This is a genomic window from Paenibacillus sp. 01T431 (assembly GCF_056398625.1).
The window spans coordinates 301364-320936 of record NZ_JBFTPT010000007.1 but is presented as its reverse complement, the minus strand read 5'-3'; the positions used below and the strand labels follow the sequence as shown (position 1 = coordinate 320936).

Here is a 19573-nt window from a genome sequence, read left to right as displayed (position 1 = left end):
GAAAGGTGAATATGGAGAATATTTCAGGTCATATCATTCACGTCCTTTTACATTTTGTTGTAGGCGCCAGTTTGGCCTATTTATTTTGCGGGAAAGCGGCTGCAACCACTGTGAATCGCAAGGTTCTCTTGATTTTCGGCGGTGCAGCTGCTATTTCTCCTGATATTTCGAAGCTTTACGGAGACCTGCTTGGCCACTCCATTTGGCTCGTACCTGTGATTGGTTTGTTTTTTGCTGCATGTTATTATGCATTCCAGAGGAAAATTACGTTTAAAAAGGCTTGGCTGATATTGTCTATCTGCGTTTTTAGCCATTTATTTATAGATTTCATCGGCAATGGCGTAGCTCCCTTTTATCCCTTTATTAAAACGGAGTCTGATTTCTTTATTGTAAATAGAAACGACGCTGTTCTTTTAATTACGCTGACCACTGCTCTCATTATCGGGGCATCTACTCGGAGAAGAAGGCGTATTTTTTTATCAGGACTAATCCTTGTTGCTTTGTATCTTGGAGGGTTGTCGTTCTCGAAGCTGCAATTGCAGCATGCATTAGAAAAAAAGTATAAGAACGAAAACGTCTATGTTATGCTCACCTTTCCGAGAGAGGGCTTTAAGTGGTCATTCATGGTGAGGACGGATGAAACAAGTGTCGACGGCTATTCGCCTATAGCAGGATTGGACATACATATTGAACAAGAAATGAACAAATCAGGAGAGTGGATCAATGTTGATAAACAGTGAAGAGGATATTATACAGCTTGTATATAGAGATGAGTGGATGATGAACATCTTACGAGAGGTTAGCACGCTCCAGCTTCCAGATTGGTGGGTATGTGCAGGTTTCGTTCGCAGCAAAATTTGGGATACCCTTCACGGATTTACGGAACGAACGCCGCTGGCCGATGTTGATGTCGTTTATTTCGATCCTTCCAACCTAGACGAGCAGATAGAGAAACAGCTGGAAAACACATTAAATCAGATGAACCCTCACGTACCTTGGTCTGTTAAGAACCAAGCTCGAATGCATGTAATCAATAACAATCCTCCGTATTCCAGCTCCACAGATGCCATTTCCAAATTTCCAGAGACCGTAACCGCTCTAGGATTGAAAATAGATCAGCATGACAAACTCGTGTTAACTGCTCCTTGTGGAATAGAAGATGTTCTAGAAATGATTGTTAGACCATCGCCTTTTTACTTGGAATACGAGGATCGAATCGCCATTTATGAGAAGCGGCTTGAGCAAAAAAGATTTCAAGAGCGCTGGCCTAAAGTACGCCAATGAAAGCATGGTATTATTTTAAGGACATCGATAACGCAAGAAGAAAGTTGTCTCTGACACAATGAAAAGCTTTTGTCCGTTTATCCTATTGCCTGATTGGGTAAGCATAAAATAGCAGTACTGGGATTGAAAGCAGGCAATAGTGGAAAGGTAATGGTAAATAAAATGTAGCGGGGGAGAAAATGGAGCCTAAAGCAGAACGTCAGAGTTTTATGCAGCTTATAAAGAAAGGGAATAAATCTTCCGCTGTAGCGATGATCGGCAATGCGTTTATCGCCGCCATAAAAGGGTTCGCAGCGGCCTTCAGCGGCAGCGGCGCGATGTTTGCTTCCGCCATGCATTCATTGGCAGATGCGATAAACCAAGGGTTTGTTTTCGCCGGAAGCATTCTTGCCGAGAAAAAACCGACGCCGAGGTTTCCAACCGGCTTTGGGCGTGTCATCAATATTTTTTGTATGATTGCCGTCATCGTCGTTACTATTATGGCTTATGAAACGATTCGTGAAGGCTGGCATCTCATTTTGCATCCAGTTGCAAGTGAAGGTTTTTGGTTAAACATTGGGGTTCTGGTTGTTAATCTAGTTATTGACGGGCTTATATTAGTCAAAGCAATGAAGGAAATTATACACGAAGCGGGTGCGGAGGGGAAAGGTCTCGGTATTTTCTCAGCTGCCTTCAAAAATGTTGGGCGTTCTGCTCCTGCTACACGATTAGTTTTCTATGAGGATCTTGTTGCCGTTTCGGGAGCTGCCTTGGCGATGATCGCGGTCATCATTGCTGCATTTACCTCGTTTAAAACGGTTGATGGCGTTGCAACTTTGTTGATTGGTCTGTTAATGGTTGGTGTTGCTTATCGTGTCGGCTACGACAATATGATCGGACTCATTGGTGTTTCTGCCCCGAAGGAAGTAGCAGACAAGGTATCCCGTATTATTTTTTCCGAACAGAGCGTAACCGATATTTATCAAATGCGCATTCTACAAGAAGGCCGCTATTACCACGTTGAGGCGTACTTGGAGCTGCAGCCTGGTTTAACGCTTGCGGTAGCCGATGATATTAAGTTCCTCGTTCGCGCCAAGCTGCTTGAAGACAAGGATATTGCAGATGTGACATTAGGGATTTTAGAGGATGATGGCAAAAGAAGCTGGAATCCTAATGAATCCAAATAGAAAAACTGCACCTCCAAAGTTAGATGGTGTCTAACTTTGGAGGTGCAGTTCATAGGAGGCTTTTGCTAATACGTGAATTTCAACAGCCCTGCAACAATGATCCGTTCACGGAGTATCTCAAGGTATTTCCTCTTATTGACTCAGCATGGGAAACAACTGCTTCAGCTCTGTATCACTCGGTCTTCTGCCGTAATCTGCAATCTCGAATGGCTCTGCATACTTTGTCTTTTCTGACTTCCCTTCTTCGTATAGTCGATCCAGCGTCGGAAGCATCTCCGATGAAACCTCGATAAAGCTGCTCCAATATTGCAAAATATAATCCTTCCTAGCATCCCACGTCTGTGGAACCTGATCTAGCAGATTACGCTGCCATGGCGCAAACTCATAGAATTGGGAAGCGTGCGCATCACAGCCAAGCAGCTTCTTCTCAATAACAGAACCAATATCGACGACCAGATCGGGTGAGTAAGCACCCCTCTTTCCGTAGTCCGGCATAAGCAAGAAAAGAGGGGATTGCTCTAAATATGGGGCATCTGGCACAGAATTAGGTACCTTCGCTATAAAATCCGCAGCATCTCTCACAATTCTTCCTGCATTGCGATTATCTACATGACCTGCACCTTCAGGATGGAAGGTAATGACGACATCGGCCTTCCAATTGCGAATTTGGCGAATAACTTCTTCTCTCACTTCAAAGCTATTCGTCAGACGGCCATCAGATATATTCAATATGCTATAGTCAAGAACACCCAATCGTCTAGCAGCCTCATAGGCCTCCTGCGTTCTTCTATCCACGAGCTCTTGTCCGCTAATTGAGTAGTGTCCGCAATCTCCATTGGTTAAGGAAACGAATTTCACTCGGTGTCCCATTTCTGCGAATAAAGCAGAGGTTCCTCCCGCATAAATTTCCGGTTCATCCGGATGTGCAGCAATGACAATTATATTTTTTTGTTGTTGTGTAGACATCTTTTTTCTCTCCTCCTGTATGGTAACCCAAAACCATTATCCCTTTACTGCACCTGCTGTCAGCCCTTTAATAACCGTTTCTTGTGAGAACATGTACAAAACAAGCAGTGGTACAATTGAAATCGTGATGGCTGCCATCATAGCGCCATAATCTGTACCATACGCATTCGATACGAGCGACAAGAGGACAGATATAGGCTGCATCTCTCTTATTGGCAGGTAGACGAGTGGTAACAAAAGCTCGTTGTATGACCAAAGAAAGACCATAATAGACACCGTTGCAAAAATAGGGAAGCAAAGCGGCAGCGTTATTTTATAATATATTTTCCAAATGGTTGCCCCATCCATGACCGCCGCTTCCTCTAGTTCTCCAGGCAAAGAAGCCATGAAGCCTGTTATCATTAGAATAGCAAAGCTCAAATTGCCAGCTACTTGTGGGAGAATAACGGATAAATAGGTTCCATTCAAACCCAGCTTCTCGATGATAACGAAATTCGGAATAATAACAGCGAACTGCGGCAGCAGCATACAAATAACAAATATAGACGTGAAATACCCTTTAAATGAAAATTGAAATCTCGCTAGTACAAAAGAAGCCAACCCGCCAAAAAGGGAAACACCTAATACAACGGATCCCGAAATGATCATACTGTTCATAAAGCCTTTAACGACGTTAATGTTGCCATATTCGTTCAACTTAAAAAAGTTAAATAAAGAGTAGCTTTGTGGGAGAGCGAATGATTGCGTTAAAATTTCTTCGGACGTTTTGAAGCTATTGAGCAGCACCCATAATAGCGGGATGATCGTTGTGCATGCCCATAAAATCAGGAGCGCATATACGCCGAACTTGACCGCACCAGGCTTTACTAGTCTATTAACCATCTAAAATATCACCTTCTCAATTGGGCTGTTTGTTGTCTATCATCAGTAGCTGACAGCCTCTTTTTTAACTAATTTATTTAACACAACGGTTATGACAATACCGAGTATCATCATCGCAATGACGATTGTGCTGGCATAACCTGCGTTTTGCCCATTGAATGCCTTCGTGTACATGTAAGTACTGAGCAGCTCACTGGAATTCAATGGACCACCCTTGGTCACGATATATACGACATCAAATACTTTCAATGCTCCAGCCGTGGCGAGCGTAAGACAAGAAGCAATGACATCTCGTAATAATGGAAGTGTAATATAGATGGATTTTCTTATTCCTGTAATACCGTCCAGCATAGCTGATTCATAAATATCCTCTGGAATCTTCGACATTCCGGTCAGGAATATAACAAAATAAAATCCAACATACTGCCATAGAATCGGTATGAGTACCAAATAGATCGCGCTTTTCTCCGTTAGCCATATTTGCTCAGACAGACCGAGCCCTCTCATAATGGCATTTAAGAGTCCATAGTCGTAGTTGTAAATGAGCGAGAACATGAGGCCAATCGCCGTACCAGAGATAACAATCGGAAAGAAAAAGACCGTTCTAAAAAATTTAAATCCTCGTTTGATGCTGTCGGTTAGCAGCGCAAGGACCAAACCTCCTCCAGCCTGCAGGAATACGGCACCGATCACCAATATAAACGTGTTTTTTAGCGCTATCCAAACAACGGGGTCATGAATGAGCTGGTTGTAATTGCCGAATCCTATGAACTTCTTCGTATTTGAGAAGTTATACCATTCGGTGAAGCTATAATAAACGGATTGTACGAGTGGATACAAAAGAAAGGTGAATAATAATAGCATCGTTGGCGCCAGGAAAAGCACAATGTATCTCTTGTCCCTGAATATCACAACTGAACGCCTCCTCTTCATAAGCAATAGCTTGGATTACATACTGCCATTTGCCCGGGAGCCGGCAATCCGATATCCCGGGGCATGTTGAAACAACTACTTGTTTCTGTTGTTTAATTTTGTGGCTTCATCTAGAATTTCCTCGGCTGTTTTTCTTCCTGCTGACACATAAGCAACACCTTTTAAGAACTCGGTATACGATTCCCTAGAAACGTAAGAATCGATTGGCATAACGAAATCCTTTGCCTCACTCACCATCTTGTTGCCGTCAATCAGAAGCTGTGCGGTGCTGCTGGATTGTTGTGTATCGACTGCATAAGTTCCGCCTATTGCTGCAAATTTGCCAGCCGTTTCAGGAGATGTCATGAATTTCACAAAAGCTAGAGCCGCATCATATTTGGCTTGATCGGTATTTTTCTTCATATACCAACCAGAACCAAATCCAGATACAATCATATTCTCACCCTTACCACCCGGTACGAGTGGGAATGGTGTAATTTGAAAAGCAGGATTTGTACTCAGACCAGCAGCTGTCCATGAACCGTTGAACATCATTCCCGCTTTCCCGCCTGCAAATAAAGATTGCGCTTTTTCATCATCCAGCGTGAGTGCATCTTTAGGAAACGCTTTCTTATCATTCAACTCTTTGAAGATCGTAAGAGCTGGTGCCCATGATGGATCATAAGCCTTTTGTTGTCCCTCTGGCCCAACCTGTGAAAGAACCAAAGCCTCTTGCAGATATGGAGTTGTGAGCGATGTAGCGAATGGTACAATATTATTAGCTGCAAACGTATCTATCGCTTTTATAAAAGCATCGTAGGTTGTTGGAGCTTCGAGTTGATACTGGTCGAATAACTCTTTATTCCAGAACAAGCCTTCATAGAAGCCGATATAGGGGAGAGAATAGAGTTTGCCTTCATACTTGACCTTCTCGATGATCCCGCTATTGAATTGCTTCGCCCAATCTGGATCTTTAGCAAATTCATCTTCCCAGGAAACAATTTCTTTCGATTCGGTTAGAATAGCTGTCTCGCTGCCATTGAAATAAAACATGACATCGGCTAGATTGCCAGTTGCTGCATCCGCTTTCACTTTCGTACGCAATGCTTCTTGATTGACCGGCGTTGACTCATCCGTAATTTTGATGCCCTTGTTTTCCTCTTGGAACTGTTTAATAGCTTCCGTCCAAGCTGGAACCCATGGATCAGATCCAGCGAATGATGTCGCTACCCGAAGCGTTATCTCTTTTGTTTTACTCTCGGATGCTCCATTCTCTTCTTGTTTGGATCCCCCGCATGCTGCCATCAGTGCTGCAAATACTACGAAGATAAGTACTAGTGCTGTTGTCTTGCTTGCCACCTTTTTCCTCATTACTCAACTCTCCTTTTAAAATGAATTCATATATTGAAACTTGAACGCGTTCATTTAAAACGCCCAAGGAACAATCTAGTTTATTATTGATTAATAAACTTAATTAACTAATTGAAGGGATAGGAGGTTTTAAGCCTCCTGCTCCTCCAGCAGCTCACTGAACATAGTCTCCAATCCAATGGCAATCCCGCCAATCAAAACAGCTTTCGTCTTGAGCGCCGTATCCACGATAGCCGTATTTCCTAGCCCTAAACGCCTAACTTCATCCCGTATTGTATCGGTGTAAGCCGAACCGAGGGTGACGAACCCACCACCCAATATAACGGTATCCAAATCAAGTAAAAATAGCATGTTTGCTACGAAGGCAGCCATAATCTTTGCACAGCGCTTCACATGCTTAACGCTAAGGGCATCTCCTTCTAATGTCGCCTTTATAATGTGATTAAAATCGATCTTAGCGATGTCGCCATTCACAGCTTTAAGCAGTCTGCTTTCGCCCCCAGCCTCCAGCTCTGCTCTAACCGATCTGACCAAAGCTTCTATTGTAACCAAATCGCGCAACCGAGAGCTCTCAAATATCCCATCTTGTCGTTCCGTATTCTCTGCCTCTACGTTCACGATGTAATTTTCTATTTCACCTGCAAGATGAAATTTCCCCGGATACAACGATCCTCCAAGCACAATACCAAGACCCACACCCACATCAACGCTTACAAACACAGCATTTGCGTGTCCCTGTGCAGCTCCAAATTTTATTTCACCTAGAACAGCAGAATTGATATCCTTTTGTACCAGTACTCTAACACCGAATTTATTTAGAAGCGGTTCTCTGAAATTCACAGTGCCGAGTCGCTCCAGATACGATCCGCACTTTACGATACCTAAATCATTATCCACTTGACCTGGTATAGAGATAGATATAGCAAGCAATTGATTTACTAATACACTGCTCTTAACAAGAAGTTCATCAATCTTGCTTATTATTAGCTCCATTAACTGGTTGATGTCATATTGTTCAATATCGAATTTCACTTCTTGAATAATAATTGGATTTAGATTTGAAATGCCCACCGTAATACAAGGATTGCTTAGATCAACGGAGATGATATAGCCAAAGTTATCATTCAACCGCAAACGGCTTGCTTTTCTTCCCACACCTGTGAAGCCATCCTCTGTTTCCCTTAGAATGCCTAACCTAACCAATTGATCTGCGTTCGTGCAAACGCTAGGTACACTCAGCTTCAACAGCTTTGACAGCTCACTTCTTGTAGCGCTTTCATCTCTTCTAATCGCATCTATGATTAAATTTTGATTCATGATTCTTACATGTTTCTGCTTTGCTGATACTTTGGACAAACGACAACCTCTCTTCTAAAATTGATTAATAAATAAACTTAATTAAATAATAAGATTTGCCATTATGATTGTCAATAACTATTATTTACATACTCACAAACACGATGGCGAGCAAGCCAATGCCTATTCCGATGATGCCGCCACGAGACATTTTCTCTTTAAATAAAACAGCGGAGAGGATCGTTAGAAGCACAATCATACTTCCATTGACGAGCGGAAACAAATGAAGACCTGACATTCGTCCTGACAAATACGTTATTATCGCATTTCCAGTACCGGTTGATCCTGCTATGGCTACAATGTACAGCGTCAAAATACGAAGCTGTCGTACAGTAGGAATTGGCTTGCTTTGTCTTTGGAATCCCCCAGTGAAAAGAATACCGCTAAGTGAAAATAAGAACGCCGATCCAAATCCTACACACATAAAGGGAATCAGCTCATGCCCCTCAAGTAACGTCTGCTGCCATTTCATGATGATTGGCAAGGTACCATTTAAAATAAAGGCAAGAAGACAATAAACTAACCATTTCATTCCTGTTGCTTCTTGCCCTTTGCTTCCAAACACATTGATGAAATAGAAGGATAGGATAAAAAGAGCAATACCCATAAATTTCATGCCGGTCATCGGCTCATTCCAAAGTACAACACTTGCAACAACAGGCAGAAGCAGGCTTGCTGAGAAATAAAAAGCAGAGTAAGATAACGGTCCCGTATTCATAGCGCAGGAATAGAACAAAACAGTAAGTACAAAAACAAGCCCATAAAACACTCCAAGCACAAGCGTAGCGGTATGGATGCCATTCAAATCTGACATGAGCCATGATACAAAAAAGCCAATAGCAATTATCGCCGTATAAGCCGAACTCCGTTTGAAAAAGGAGGATAATCCCTCATTGTTATTCGTGCTTCTCATTTGTTTCAAAGCTAACGTCTGAATAATGAACATCAGAACAGCGCAAAAGGCCAACAATATATTCAATAGATTCCATCCTTTTTATTCATCTACCATGCAGAGGTAACCCAAACCTGATTTTTTGACCATCCTTTTGGCTAGTTCACCAACAATATCCAGTCTATGGCGGCCTTCTTCACTATCAACTAGTCACAGCCCACGAATGGGCATTTCATCATATTTATTAATAAAAACCTCAATAATCTCAGGAATGTATGAGGAACCGCCTCCAATAACCGCTATTTTCAACCCTTTTTTTCTGCTCCGTCATGGTTTGGACTTCCTAAATGGTTGTAACACTAAAACATACACATCATTAATCTATATCTGTATTTTGGTTCACACTCCTATTCAAATCAAAAAGATATTGGCAAGCGCATGATCTTCATCCCGCTTAGCCTTACTTCTATTGTAAAATAAAAAAAATCGTTCTTCTTATGATAAAGAACGATTTTATAATACTATCTTACTGTATGTAGTCCATGGGGGAGGTTCCAACCGATAGGACAAAAAATGCGCGAAATCGAGATGGACTCTCTTAATACAACTATTAATTTTCCAATTATGGTAATATAAATTTGAAAGGCAATTTAGCTTTTTTGGAGGGATCATTCATGACCGTTCACAAAATCGAATTGGCGCAAGGCTCCCTAATTGGCTCGTTTACAACAGAAGTGACTCCGCTGCTTACGATCGAATCAGGTGATTCCATTCGTTTTCAAACGCTGGATGCAGGCTGGGGTACAGGTACAAGCAATCAAGATAGATATAAACCTTTTTCAAGAAGACAGGATATCGATAGTGGTCACGCTTTAATTGGTCCCTTATTTATCAAAGAAGCAAAAAAAGGAATGACCCTTGAGATTAGATTTAATGATATCATTCCAGGATCATACGGCTTTACAGCAGCAGGCCAATATCCAAATTGGCAAAATCAAAAGCTAAAGCTAACCGAATATAAAGAGATTTCCCTCGATTGGAAACTAGACAAGGAATGGATGACGGGAACCTGTCTCATTAATGACAAATCGTTTACGGTAGAGCTACAACCCTTTATGGGCGTGATTGGGATGCCCCCGGATAGTCCAGGTATTCATTCCACTTTTCCTCCTCGCGCCTGCGGCGGCAACATCGATTGCAAGGAGCTTGTCAAAGGAAGCGCATTATATTTGCCGATCTCTGTAGACGGAGGTTATTTATCCATAGGAGATGGCCACGCTCGTCAAGGCGATGGGGAGATTAGCTGTCAGGCGATTGAGTCTCCAATGGATTTAGTTGACGTAACGATAACGGTGAAGGAAGACATCGTTTTGACGAATCCTAGAGCGAATACGCCTTCAGGCTGGATTACGTTTGGTTTTCATGAAGACTTAAATGAAGCCACCGTCGAGGCGCTGGATGGGATGCTTGATCTTATGGGTGAATTATATGGTTTAAACCGAGTGGAAGCGATCGCACTTGGAAGCTCGGTTATTGACTTAAAGATTACTCAAATTGTGAATGGCATTAAAGGCATTCACGCTTGCTTGCCGCATGGCGTTTTCAAGTCATCGATATAACTGAGATCAAAAAACAGTCTGGAACATGTAGTTATGTCTCAGATTGTTTTTTTTGCTTATGAACGGCAAGTTATTTGCAAAGCTGCTGCTCCATCACTATTGCTCCCCCAAAAGTTAACGTTGACGTTAACTGTCACTAGGAGTATGCTTATTGTAGAAAATTCGGAGGTGCTCGACATTGGATTTGCTAAAAATTGAAGAAGTAGCCAAGCGTACTGGATTAACGAAACGCGCCATTCGGTATTATGAGGATTTTGGCTTAATCTCTGCACCGGAGCGGACGCAAGGCGGTATTCGGTTATATTCAGAGGAAAATATAGAGAAAATCAACAAAATACTGCTCGTAAAAGAGGTGCTCGGTTTCTCGCTTGCAGAGCTTCAGCAGTATATGGAGTTTCAATCGCTCATTGAGCAGCAGAAAAGTGAATATCGTACGAGTGAGGATCGCGAAGCGCGAAAATTGAAGCTTTTCGAAATATCACAGGTGCTCCATAAGGAAAAAACGATGATCGACATGAAAATTAAACGTATGGAGCAGTTTAAAGAAGAACTTACCGAAACAGAGAAGCGTGTACAGAAGGCTTTAGATCAATTACAGGAATAGGAGCATGAATGTGGATACCTCGCAAAAAGCAGCTTCGTCATTTTGGACCATTATGATTGCCGTTTTTTTCGGCAACTTCATGGCCTCTTTGAGTACAACTACGATAAATGTGGCGTTGCCTATCTTTATGGATGATTTTCATGCCAGTTTAAACACGGTGCAATGGATGTTATCCGGTTTTATGATGGCAACAGGTATTATTGCTCCGATTATCGGTTTTATGGGTGATAAATGGAGCTACAAAAAATTATATGTGATCGCACTAGCCGGTTTTACTTTAACGTCTGCGCTTTGTACCTTCGCTTGGAGTATTGAATCTCTTATTGCATTTCGGATTTTGCAAGGATTCTTCAGCGGAATTATTATGCCCACAACGATGACAATCATTTACCAGACCATTGAGAAATCAAAACAGGCTGTTGCCGTCAGCTTCTGGAGCGTGTCAGCGATGCTTGCTCCTGCGCTTGGGCCGACGATAGGCGGATGGCTTGCTGAAATTTATGGCTGGAAATCATTATTTCTAATGAACATTCCGATTGGCATTATTGCTGTGCTTATTGCCGCCAAGTACATTCCTAATTACCGATTAAGCACCGGGATTAAGCTGGATTGGATCGGGTTTGGCGCGGTTCTCATCGGAACAAGCGCGTTGCTGGTCGCATTTAGCGAGGCGCATAATTGGGGCTGGGCTGGCTGGCAAACACTCGGAATGATCGCGGCTGGTTTAGTTGTGCTTGCTTATTTTGTGGTGCGGACACTGCGAGTAAGCAATCCTTTATTAAATTTGCGAGTACTGAAGATCCCGAGGTTTACTTACGGAGTCATACTAAACTGCTGTATAACGATTTCCTTATATGCAGGCACGTTACTCGTACCGATCTTCATGCAAAATATTAAGGGGGAGTCGAGCTTTACTACCGGGATGGTCATGCTTCCAGGTACACTTGCGATGGTATTAATCTCGCTTGCAGTAGGCAGGCTTTATGGCAAAATAGGACCATCGAGGCTAATCTTCATCGGTTTGCTGCTAATGGGATTAGCCACATGGGAGCTTAGCCATGCAAATGTGGCGACAAGCGCGGCATTTATTACGGTATGGGTGGCTATTCGTTATATGGGGATTGGCTTCAGCAACATGCCCGTGACGAACGCTGCGATGTCTGCTGTACCAAGCGTCAATTCAGGTCATGCCTCTGCGGTGATGAATTGGATCAGGCAGGGGACATCAGCATTATCGATTAGTTTGTTCAGCACGATCCTCTCAGCGCAGACGATTGCTCATTTGGAGGACGGTGTATCGTCCAAAACCATTGCGCTATCGCTTAGCGTTCAGGATGTTTTCCATCTGGGGACGATTATTATTATTTGCTCTATCCCACTTACGCTATTGCTGCGGAAACGAAAGGCAGCTGCAGTACAATAAGAAAGAGCGCCGATTGCGGCGCTCTTTCTTATTTCATGGAAGTTAAAATACATGTGCGCCTTCCAAGGCGACCTTAATTTTGCCGTTAGTCTCCAGCACCTTCACCTTTACTTTGCGGCCAGGCTGATACTGAGGAATATTAACCATATAAATGGCGGTTTTAATGATGGCGCGATAAGGATCTGCATGCTCTCTTGGAATCGTTAATCCGATAAAAACCTCAGGATGACCGTTAATCTCCGTATTGGTTTTTTGTATGGAGCTCACAGTCGCGTCAAAGGATTCGCCATGTTTCAAAATAAATTTAGTTTCCCGAGTATCCTTAAACGATTGCCGAATGACGATGAAGGCAAGCAGGAAAAGCGGCACGGAAATGAGGGTAATGACAACTAAGGTGATACTTTCATTTGTACTCACGAATCACCAACTTTCATGGATCATGAACGGTATAGCTTCATGCTGACTCTAAGCTTTTATAATCCTAGAAGAAGCATAACACAACCAATTCAACATGAAAATATTTCCAAAGCCTTATTAAGGAATAGGTACTTTAGCAGCTGTCAAAGTCGTAAACAGTTTATTTTGTACGATAAAAAAAGGCTGTTTCATGAGGTCATTTGACCCGAAACAGTCTTTCTGCTCCTATTCTAGTAATATTTCTATAGGAATGGCGTCTTTTTTACAAAGCTTTGTGCGAGATGGTCAGCATGTAGATCTTTGTCGTTTTTCTTATAGTTTTCAAGAACGTCGATCAAATAGTCGTCTGCTGGGTTGTTGGAGCGGAAAATAAACTGCTCTTCATTCTCGATATGTACATCATGTCCGCATTGTTTCAGGACTTCTTGATAATCTTGAACAGTTGGTTTTGTGTTTTCTTCTAGGTACATGAGTCCGGTTAGCGTCTTGGTTGCCGAGCCATGCATAATTTTGAAATGAACGGTATGTTCTTTTTTCATACCCATTCCCTCCTAAGTGTAGAAACGATGTGTTGTTATTATTATAATATGCTCCAAAAGGCATAGGAAAGCATGTCATTTGTGAAAGCTTCATGAAAGTATCGTTATGTTGAGTCGTTCGGGCTGCATTTATATGAGTAAAAAGCTGCATCGTCCTCGGACGGCGCAGCTTTTTGATATCATGCCATTTTTGGCGAAATACTTACTTATACTTGTGCTACTTTGATAAGATTGGTTGCCCCTGCTTGGCCGATTGGCACGCCAGCGGAAAGCACGATAATATCGCCTGTATCAATAAGTCCAGTCAGCTTAGCATTGCGGATAGCGGACTCGAACATTTCGTCTGTTGTTGTTACTGCATCGCCTTTAACCGGAATAACGCCGGAGAGCAAGCAAATTTTTGGAAGCACATGATCATGCTGCGTTATCGCGATAATTGGTGACATCGGACGGTACTTGGATACCATACGAGCAGTAAAGCCGCTTTCCGTTGAAGTAAGGATTGCTTTGGCGCTCAGCTCAAGCGAGGAGCTAACGACACCTTGGCTAATTACCTCCGTAATGTTCGTGCTTTGCTGCGATCTCTTTTTATCGAATTGCTCTTTATAATCGATCATGGATTCCGCTTTTCTTGCGATGGAAGCCATTGTCCGTACGGATGGGATAGGGTATTTTCCAGCTGCTGTCTCGCCGGAGAGCATCACGACGTCAGCGCCTTGAATAACCGCATTGGCTACGTCGCTTACTTCTGCTCTAGTCGGACGCGGGTTAACCTGCATCGATTCCAGCATATGTGTCGCAACGATAACCGGCTTGCCCACTAGATTACATTTGTTGATCATCTCACGCTGCATCATTGGCACGTCTTCGATCGGTACCTCTACGCCTAGATCACCACGCGCAACCATAATGCCATCGGATGCTTCGATAATTGCATCAAGGTTTTGCATGCCCTCAGCGTTTTCGATTTTGGAAATGATTTGTACATGGCTTGCATTTGCTTCTTCAAGAATGTTGCGGATTTCCAAGATGTCCTCTGCTTTTCTTACGAAGGAAGCAGCAATGATCTCAACATTATGTTTGATGCCAAAATGAATATGCACCACATCGCGCTCCGTTACGCCTGGCAGCGTCGTTTTGATGCCTGGCAGGTTAACGCCTTTGCGAGGTTTCAATATGCCGCCGCTCACGATTTTGCAACGAATATCGTTACCTTCCACCGACATTACTGTCAGATCAACAAGTCCATCATCAATGAGAATCCGGTCGCCTGTTTTTACGACAAGCGGAAGCTCGGAATAGTTTACAGGAAGACGAGTCGCATCGCCGAGTACATCCTCCGTCGTGAGAATCAATTCTTCACCGATCACCAGCTCGCAAGACGCTTCCTTCAGCTTGCCGATCCGCACCTCAGGACCTTTAATATCCATCATAATGGGAACAAAAGTGTTCAGCTCGCGTGCAGCCTGCCGTATATTGTTCATTCGCATAACGTGATCTTCTAATTCGCCGTGAGCCATATTCAGTCTACCAACGGTCATCCCTGCTTGGATCATTTCTTTAATCGTCGAAACGGAGTCGCAAGCGGGCCCCATTGTACAAATAATTTTTGTTTTTAGCATGTTGTAGGCCTCCTTATTTTTTTCATTGTAACGTGAAAAGTCGAAAGGAGATAAGAACTATAGTACAATGAATGTACAATAGTACGGTTCTAAGGAGCGTTCATTATGCTATCAATTATGGATGTGCATCAGGACAACGGGGCGGATTGGTACGAGGAAGGTGAGGGGCGCATGTTATCCTTTCATCTCTCGTTAGTGACTTATGGGAAATGTGTATATTGGGTGAACGAGGAGAAGGTGATTTTGGAAAAAGGAGATTTGCTCCTTATACCGGGGCATATTCCATACTATGGGAAAAGCATTCCAACGGTCGTCCACACGAAGTATGTGGTCAATTTTTGCAAAATGGCTACCGAGTGCAGCCTTCCTCTGCTTCAGCTGGAAGAGCCATTAAAGCAACGGCTCGGGCGCTTTGAAGTGATACAGGAGAGGCTGCGGGGAGTTTGGACACAATACAAGGAGAAACCGCCTTATTATGAACTCATGGCAGAGGCGCTGCTTACGGAAGCACTGGTCTATCTCAATCAAGAGAAGGATCGCGGAATGATTTCCTCGGACAAGCATCGGCGTGTTGACAGCATGAAGCAATATATTTCGACGCATTATCGCGAGAGGGTGACGAAGGAGGAACTGGGGGATGTCATTAATACAACACCGAATTATGCGGCTACTTTGTTTAAGGCGGTTACGAACCAGACAATCAGCGAATATGTACACAATCAGCGAATGAAGACGGCGATCTACATGCTGACCGAATCGCAGCTGATGATTAGTGAAATCGCCGACTATTTAGGATATAACGATGTTTCGTATTTTTACCGTATATTCAAGCGCATTGTTGGCAGCTCTCCTTCTGATTTCCTGCATGAGCGCTCTTCAACCGTTTAATTGAAGTTCTGCTTGGTTTAATTGATTTTTATCAAGTTTAAAAAACTTCACTGACGGAGGATGTCAGTGAAGTTTTTTTATAATAGGGGTATTCAGATATTACAAAAGGAGTGTTTATTATGCAGACAAAAAAAGTATATCTTTATGTTTTTGATACGATGGCAGATTGGGAAGTAGGTTATTTAACTGCTGAGCTTAACTCAGGGAGATATTTTAAAAAGGAGTTAGCGTCTTTAGAGGTCATTGCAGTAGGTGCTGATAAAAATCCTATTACTACAATGGGAGGATTGAAAATACTGCCTGCTATTTCTATTGAAGAGTGTAGTTTGGAAAGTATGGATGTACTCGTTCTTCCAGGCGGAGATACTTGGATGGAACCCATTCACGAGCCTATATTGAAAAAAGCTTCAAAAGCATTAGAAGAAGGAACAGTAGTTGCAGCGATTTGTGGCGCTACAATGGGACTTGCAAAGATGGGAGCGCTCGACTCAAGAAGACATACAAGCAACGATCTCGAATATTTGAAAATGGTTTGTCCTAATTATACGGGAGAAAAATATTATGAAACGGAGCCTGCAGTAACAGATGGAAACTTAGTTACTGCATCAGGTATAGCCCCGCTGGAATTTACGATGCATGTACTGCAGTTGTTGGATGTTTTTGCGCCAAATACATTACAGGCTTGGTTTAAGCTTTATCAGACTCATGAATCAAAATATTTCTTCGAATTAATGGATTCCGTATCGAATTGAGTCCCGGCGCCGCCGGTTCAGGAATACCAAAGACAACGCAATGACCGTGAGGATAATTCCAAGCACATGAAATCCCTCGAAGCTGAACGTATCGCCCATAACGATACCTATCAACAATGAGGAGAGGATGGTTCCAAAGTATCTGGATGTATTAAATAATCCGGATGCTACACCGATTATTTCTTTTGGAGAGCTTTGGAACAAGGATGCTTGCATCCCTACATTGTTCAGCCCGTTGCTAATACCGAATGCAGCCAAAGCTAGACATACGCTAATAACCGGTGAATTTTGATTCAATGTGACGAGCCACACTGACCCAAGTGTCATGAGTATGGCAGATACCAGCAATGCTGGTCTTGGTCCTGATTTATCGATCCATCGTCCTGCGATTGGAGAAGTAACTAGCGAGCATAAGCCTAAGCTTAGCATGAGAATCCCGGTTTGGAACTCACTGACATGGCGTACCATTTGCAAGTAGGATGGTAGCCCGAAAAAGAGCGAGTAATATAATACGTTAACGAGCATGAATTCTACATTAACCCAAGTCATCGCAGGATATTTGGCGAATGTGCGCAGTGGAATAAAAGGTGACGCCGCTTTTAACTCATGTCGAACGAATGCCCCAAGTGCAGCAAGTCCGACCAGCAAGGCAACGACATTTCTGAATGAGACATGTCCAGATGATTTGGCTGAGAGCAATGAAGCGAGCAGGGCAACCAGACCTACTGTAAAGAGCAGGATTCCTGACGCATCTATCAAATCAAACCACATACGAAAAGACATGTCCTTTGCAGCGCGCATTTGCGGTTCATCGATAGGAATAGTTCTCCATGCTAATAGAAAGCTAGCTATCGCAAATGGAATATTGACGAAAAAGATAGCCGTCCAATCCCACGAATGAATCAAGATCCCGCCAATAAAGGGTCCTATGGCTGCCGCTCCCGATAGAAAGATGGACAAAACAGACAGCGCAGTCGCTTGTTTCTCTGTAATATGAATGCGTACAATAGCCATTCCAACGGCAACCATCATGCTTGTTCCAATGGCTTGCACAATGCGGAACACTATGAGCCATCCGAAGTTTGGTGACAGCGGAGCTAGTAATGACGCAACGAAGGCTACAACAAGGCCGGCAAGAAAGATCTTCCTGCGCCCGAATAAATCGCTGGCCTTTCCCATAATAGGCTGAGCGATGCTGCTTGCAATGTAAAAGGAAAAAATAATCCAAGAAACACTTGTAAAATCAAGTTGGAATACATGCTGCAGACGTGGAATAGCAACTGAAACCATCGAAGAATTTAATGGGTTCAATAGTATTCCTAGACCAACGGAGATCATTAACCACCTGCTGCGAACACTCATTTTTGAATCGCCCCCAAATCGTATTAATGTCATCGTACTTGAAATCATTTATTCATTCCAACGCATTTGATGCTATAATCTCATTGACTTGAGGGAATGAATGGGGGCGCAAAATGGAACTTCTTCAACTGCAATATTTTCTTACGGTAGCTCGTTTGGAGCATATGACCGAAGCTGCACGCAATCTGCACGTTACTCAGTCTTCACTAAGCAAAACGATTGGGCGCTTGGAGGAGGATTTAGGGGTTCCCTTATTCGATCGAATAGGGAGGAATTTGCGATTGAATGAGTATGGCAGCCTATTCCTCCGCCGTGCAGAAAGGGCATTGTTTGAATTGGAGCAGGGGAAGCAGGAGCTTAGCGATTTATCCAGCCCGGAACATAGCACGCTCAAATTAGCAGTGACCACTGCAAGCAAATTGCCCAATATCCTTCGTGAGTTTCGGAAAAAACGTCCTGATATTCAATTTCATGTGCAAATGCTCGCCACACAGGAAATGGTTACGCTTCTGGATAGAGGAGAAGTGGATTTTTGCTTGTCCTCGCCTCCTATAGAAGGGGATGATATCGAATGTCAAATCGTGTTTATCGACCCGATCCTTGTAGCTGTTCCAAAGGGGCATCGGCTGGCAGATCGAAGCAGCGTATCTTTGGCAGAGCTAAGGGATGAATGGTTTGTCGGAGTGAAAAAAGGTTACGGTACGCGCGATTTAGTTGACTCTTTATGCGAATCGATTGGATTTGTACCAAAATATGTGTATGAGGGGGATGAACCTGCAAGGCTTAGCATGCTTGTAGAGGCCGAAATAGGTATAGCCTTCATACCCAGCACGGCAAGGAATTCGCGGGAACAAATCCATTATCTCCAAATAGAGAATCACGAATTAGTACGGGAGATAGCGCTATTATGGCATAGGAATCGGTATATTTCGCGAGCTGCTCTGGAATTTCGTGAGGTCGTTGCAGCGTATTTTGAAGCGTTATCCAAACAAAGCATTTAAGCGTGTTCACCACTAATTCATCATAAAAGGCTGCCGGCGACGGCAGCCTTCTTGATTTGCATGATCTGGCTTTTCCAATTAATCAGAAATATTTCGGGTATAGTATTCGATGATATCTTTGCGGCGAATAATACCAAGAAAGACGCGATCGATGTCTACGACGGGAACGAAGTTCTGATCGGCCGCCAGCGCCAGCATATCGTCCAAATCGGCGTTGATCGCGACACATTCGACTTTCATCCGTTTTTTGATGGAGACGACAGGAATTTCGTGCATTGTATCGAAGGTGAGGCCGGGTGTGGCTTTCAACTTCCATAACAAATCCCCTTCGGAAAGTGTTCCGAAATATAAGCCATTGTCGTCCAAGATCGGAATGGCTGTATAGTGGCTAGCCTCTAATTTATCTATGGCTTCTTTCATATTAGAGGATGTCATGAGGTATGAGACCTCGTTTTTTGGAAATAGAAACGATTTGATGTCCATTGAATCACGCTCCTTTGGTATATTAAAGCATATT

The 19573-nt window shown here is 43.1% G+C and carries 20 protein-coding genes and 1 pseudogene; 9 read left to right on the top strand and 12 right to left on the bottom strand.

The features are described 5' to 3' along the window. Window positions 1-11 precede the first annotated feature (11 nt). From AC1DM9_RS15520 to AC1DM9_RS15510, 3 genes are all read left to right on the top strand, one after another. Entirely contained in the window at window positions 12-740 is a 729-nt protein-coding gene (locus tag AC1DM9_RS15520) for a metal-dependent hydrolase (protein WP_477580878.1), read from the top strand. Continuing rightward, window positions 724-1284 (top strand): nucleotidyltransferase family protein, encoded by a 561-nt coding sequence (locus AC1DM9_RS15515; protein WP_477580876.1) that lies wholly within the window; start codon window positions 724-726, stop codon window positions 1282-1284. The genes AC1DM9_RS15520 and AC1DM9_RS15515 overlap by 17 nt, the downstream gene beginning before the upstream one ends. A 179-nt stretch (window positions 1285-1463) precedes the next feature. Continuing rightward, a complete protein-coding gene (locus AC1DM9_RS15510; RefSeq protein ID WP_477580874.1) occupies window positions 1464-2450 on the top strand; it encodes a cation diffusion facilitator family transporter in 987 nt (328 codons plus the stop codon). Between the two features lie 132 nt (window positions 2451-2582). Here AC1DM9_RS15510 and AC1DM9_RS15505 read toward each other — a convergent pair whose 3' ends face one another. The 7 genes and pseudogenes from AC1DM9_RS15505 to AC1DM9_RS15475 form a co-directional block, all read right to left on the bottom strand. After that, on the bottom strand, window positions 2583-3416 hold the full coding sequence (locus tag AC1DM9_RS15505) for a PIG-L deacetylase family protein (RefSeq protein WP_477580872.1): 834 nt from the start codon (window positions 3414-3416) through the stop codon (window positions 2583-2585). Between the two features lie 36 nt (window positions 3417-3452). Further along, window positions 3453-4298 carry a carbohydrate ABC transporter permease gene (locus AC1DM9_RS15500; RefSeq protein WP_477527476.1) on the bottom strand — a complete coding sequence of 282 codons (846 nt, stop codon included), beginning with the start codon at window positions 4296-4298 and terminating at the stop codon, window positions 3453-3455. Window positions 4299-4340: 42 nt separating this feature from the next. Beyond that, the gene (locus tag AC1DM9_RS15495) at window positions 4341-5162 is read right to left on the bottom strand and encodes a carbohydrate ABC transporter permease (protein ID WP_477580870.1); all 822 of its coding nucleotides are present in this window, start codon (window positions 5160-5162) and stop codon (window positions 4341-4343) included. Between the two features lie 144 nt (window positions 5163-5306). Continuing rightward, on the bottom strand, window positions 5307-6581 hold the full coding sequence (locus tag AC1DM9_RS15490) for an ABC transporter substrate-binding protein (protein ID WP_477580868.1): 1275 nt from the start codon (window positions 6579-6581) through the stop codon (window positions 5307-5309). Window positions 6582-6710: 129 nt separating this feature from the next. Continuing rightward, on the bottom strand, window positions 6711-7937 hold the full coding sequence (locus tag AC1DM9_RS15485) for an ROK family protein (protein WP_477580866.1): 1227 nt from the start codon (window positions 7935-7937) through the stop codon (window positions 6711-6713). Between the two features lie 85 nt (window positions 7938-8022). Next, entirely contained in the window at window positions 8023-8916 is an 894-nt protein-coding gene (locus AC1DM9_RS15480; protein WP_477580864.1) for a hypothetical protein, read from the bottom strand. Between the two features lie 42 nt (window positions 8917-8958). Next, window positions 8959-9138, bottom strand: a pseudogene (locus AC1DM9_RS15475) (family 4 glycosyl hydrolase); the annotation flags it as partial. A gap of 365 nt (window positions 9139-9503) precedes the next feature. Between AC1DM9_RS15475 and AC1DM9_RS15470 the strand changes: the two are divergent. The 3 genes from AC1DM9_RS15470 to AC1DM9_RS15460 all read left to right on the top strand — a co-directional run bounded on the left by AC1DM9_RS15470 (window position 9504) and on the right by AC1DM9_RS15460 (window position 12475). After that, the gene (locus AC1DM9_RS15470; protein ID WP_477580862.1) at window positions 9504-10448 is read left to right on the top strand and encodes an acetamidase/formamidase family protein; all 945 of its coding nucleotides are present in this window, start codon (window positions 9504-9506) and stop codon (window positions 10446-10448) included. 178 nt (window positions 10449-10626) lie between these two features. Beyond that, window positions 10627-11052: a MerR family transcriptional regulator gene (locus tag AC1DM9_RS15465; RefSeq protein ID WP_339206240.1), complete on the top strand. Its 426-nt coding sequence runs from the start codon at window positions 10627-10629 to the stop codon at window positions 11050-11052. Between the two features lie 10 nt (window positions 11053-11062). Further along, the gene (locus AC1DM9_RS15460) at window positions 11063-12475 is read left to right on the top strand and encodes an MDR family MFS transporter (RefSeq protein WP_430055893.1); all 1413 of its coding nucleotides are present in this window, start codon (window positions 11063-11065) and stop codon (window positions 12473-12475) included. Between the two features lie 42 nt (window positions 12476-12517). On the opposite strand, the gene AC1DM9_RS15455 is transcribed toward AC1DM9_RS15460, so the two are convergent. The 3 genes from AC1DM9_RS15455 to pyk all read right to left on the bottom strand — a co-directional run bounded on the left by AC1DM9_RS15455 (window position 12518) and on the right by pyk (window position 15053). Continuing rightward, window positions 12518-12892 carry a hypothetical protein gene (locus AC1DM9_RS15455; protein WP_076268564.1) on the bottom strand — a complete coding sequence of 125 codons (375 nt, stop codon included), beginning with the start codon at window positions 12890-12892 and terminating at the stop codon, window positions 12518-12520. 242 nt (window positions 12893-13134) lie between these two features. Then, window positions 13135-13431, bottom strand: a complete 297-nt coding sequence (locus tag AC1DM9_RS15450; RefSeq protein ID WP_076268563.1) for a hypothetical protein — start codon at window positions 13429-13431, stop codon at window positions 13135-13137. A gap of 206 nt (window positions 13432-13637) precedes the next feature. Then, window positions 13638-15053, bottom strand: coding sequence for a pyruvate kinase (pyk, locus tag AC1DM9_RS15445; protein WP_076268562.1), 1416 nt, complete (start codon window positions 15051-15053; stop codon window positions 13638-13640). A gap of 105 nt (window positions 15054-15158) precedes the next feature. Here pyk and AC1DM9_RS15440 point away from each other — a divergent pair, with 105 nt between their 5' ends. Next, window positions 15159-15941 carry an AraC family transcriptional regulator gene (locus AC1DM9_RS15440; RefSeq protein WP_477580859.1) on the top strand — a complete coding sequence of 261 codons (783 nt, stop codon included), beginning with the start codon at window positions 15159-15161 and terminating at the stop codon, window positions 15939-15941. A gap of 119 nt (window positions 15942-16060) precedes the next feature. Next, the gene (locus AC1DM9_RS15435) at window positions 16061-16693 is read left to right on the top strand and encodes a type 1 glutamine amidotransferase family protein (RefSeq protein WP_477510727.1); all 633 of its coding nucleotides are present in this window, start codon (window positions 16061-16063) and stop codon (window positions 16691-16693) included. Here the strand turns inward: AC1DM9_RS15435 and AC1DM9_RS15430 are convergent. Then, window positions 16670-18055: an MFS transporter gene (locus AC1DM9_RS15430; protein ID WP_477580949.1), complete on the bottom strand. Its 1386-nt coding sequence runs from the start codon at window positions 18053-18055 to the stop codon at window positions 16670-16672. The genes AC1DM9_RS15435 and AC1DM9_RS15430 overlap by 24 nt on opposite strands. Before the next feature lie 113 nt (window positions 18056-18168). Here AC1DM9_RS15430 and AC1DM9_RS15425 point away from each other — a divergent pair, with 113 nt between their 5' ends. Further along, window positions 18169-19056: a LysR family transcriptional regulator gene (locus AC1DM9_RS15425; RefSeq protein ID WP_477580857.1), complete on the top strand. Its 888-nt coding sequence runs from the start codon at window positions 18169-18171 to the stop codon at window positions 19054-19056. 78 nt (window positions 19057-19134) lie between these two features. Here the strand turns inward: AC1DM9_RS15425 and AC1DM9_RS15420 are convergent, their stop codons facing one another. Continuing rightward, entirely contained in the window at window positions 19135-19539 is a 405-nt protein-coding gene (locus AC1DM9_RS15420) for a CBS domain-containing protein (RefSeq protein ID WP_441881104.1), read from the bottom strand. Window positions 19540-19573 lie beyond the last annotated feature (34 nt).

Excerpts from the sequence above, each read along its gene's own strand:
- AC1DM9_RS15520 (WP_477580878.1), top strand. The coding sequence starts at position 12 with ATGGAGAATATTTCAGGTCATATCATTCACGTCCTTTTACATTTTGTT.
- AC1DM9_RS15515 (WP_477580876.1), top strand. The coding sequence starts at position 724 with ATGTTGATAAACAGTGAAGAGGATATTATACAGCTTGTATATAGAGAT.
- AC1DM9_RS15510 (WP_477580874.1), top strand. The coding sequence starts at position 1,464 with ATGGAGCCTAAAGCAGAACGTCAGAGTTTTATGCAGCTTATAAAGAAA.
- AC1DM9_RS15505 (WP_477580872.1), bottom strand. The coding sequence starts at position 3,416 with ATGTCTACACAACAACAAAAAAATATAATTGTCATTGCTGCACATCCG.
- AC1DM9_RS15500 (WP_477527476.1), bottom strand. The coding sequence starts at position 4,298 with ATGGTTAATAGACTAGTAAAGCCTGGTGCGGTCAAGTTCGGCGTATAT.
- AC1DM9_RS15495 (WP_477580870.1), bottom strand. The coding sequence starts at position 5,162 with ATGCTATTATTATTCACCTTTCTTTTGTATCCACTCGTACAATCCGTT.
- AC1DM9_RS15490 (WP_477580868.1), bottom strand. The coding sequence starts at position 6,581 with ATGAGGAAAAAGGTGGCAAGCAAGACAACAGCACTAGTACTTATCTTC.
- AC1DM9_RS15470 (WP_477580862.1), top strand. The coding sequence starts at position 9,504 with ATGACCGTTCACAAAATCGAATTGGCGCAAGGCTCCCTAATTGGCTCG.
- AC1DM9_RS15450 (WP_076268563.1), bottom strand. The coding sequence starts at position 13,431 with ATGAAAAAAGAACATACCGTTCATTTCAAAATTATGCATGGCTCGGCA.
- pyk (WP_076268562.1), bottom strand. The coding sequence starts at position 15,053 with ATGCTAAAAACAAAAATTATTTGTACAATGGGGCCCGCTTGCGACTCC.
- AC1DM9_RS15440 (WP_477580859.1), top strand. The coding sequence starts at position 15,159 with ATGCTATCAATTATGGATGTGCATCAGGACAACGGGGCGGATTGGTAC.
- AC1DM9_RS15435 (WP_477510727.1), top strand. The coding sequence starts at position 16,061 with ATGCAGACAAAAAAAGTATATCTTTATGTTTTTGATACGATGGCAGAT.
- AC1DM9_RS15430 (WP_477580949.1), bottom strand. The coding sequence starts at position 18,055 with ATGAGTGTTCGCAGCAGGTGGTTAATGATCTCCGTTGGTCTAGGAATA.
- AC1DM9_RS15425 (WP_477580857.1), top strand. The coding sequence starts at position 18,169 with ATGGAACTTCTTCAACTGCAATATTTTCTTACGGTAGCTCGTTTGGAG.
- AC1DM9_RS15420 (WP_441881104.1), bottom strand. The coding sequence starts at position 19,539 with ATGGACATCAAATCGTTTCTATTTCCAAAAAACGAGGTCTCATACCTC.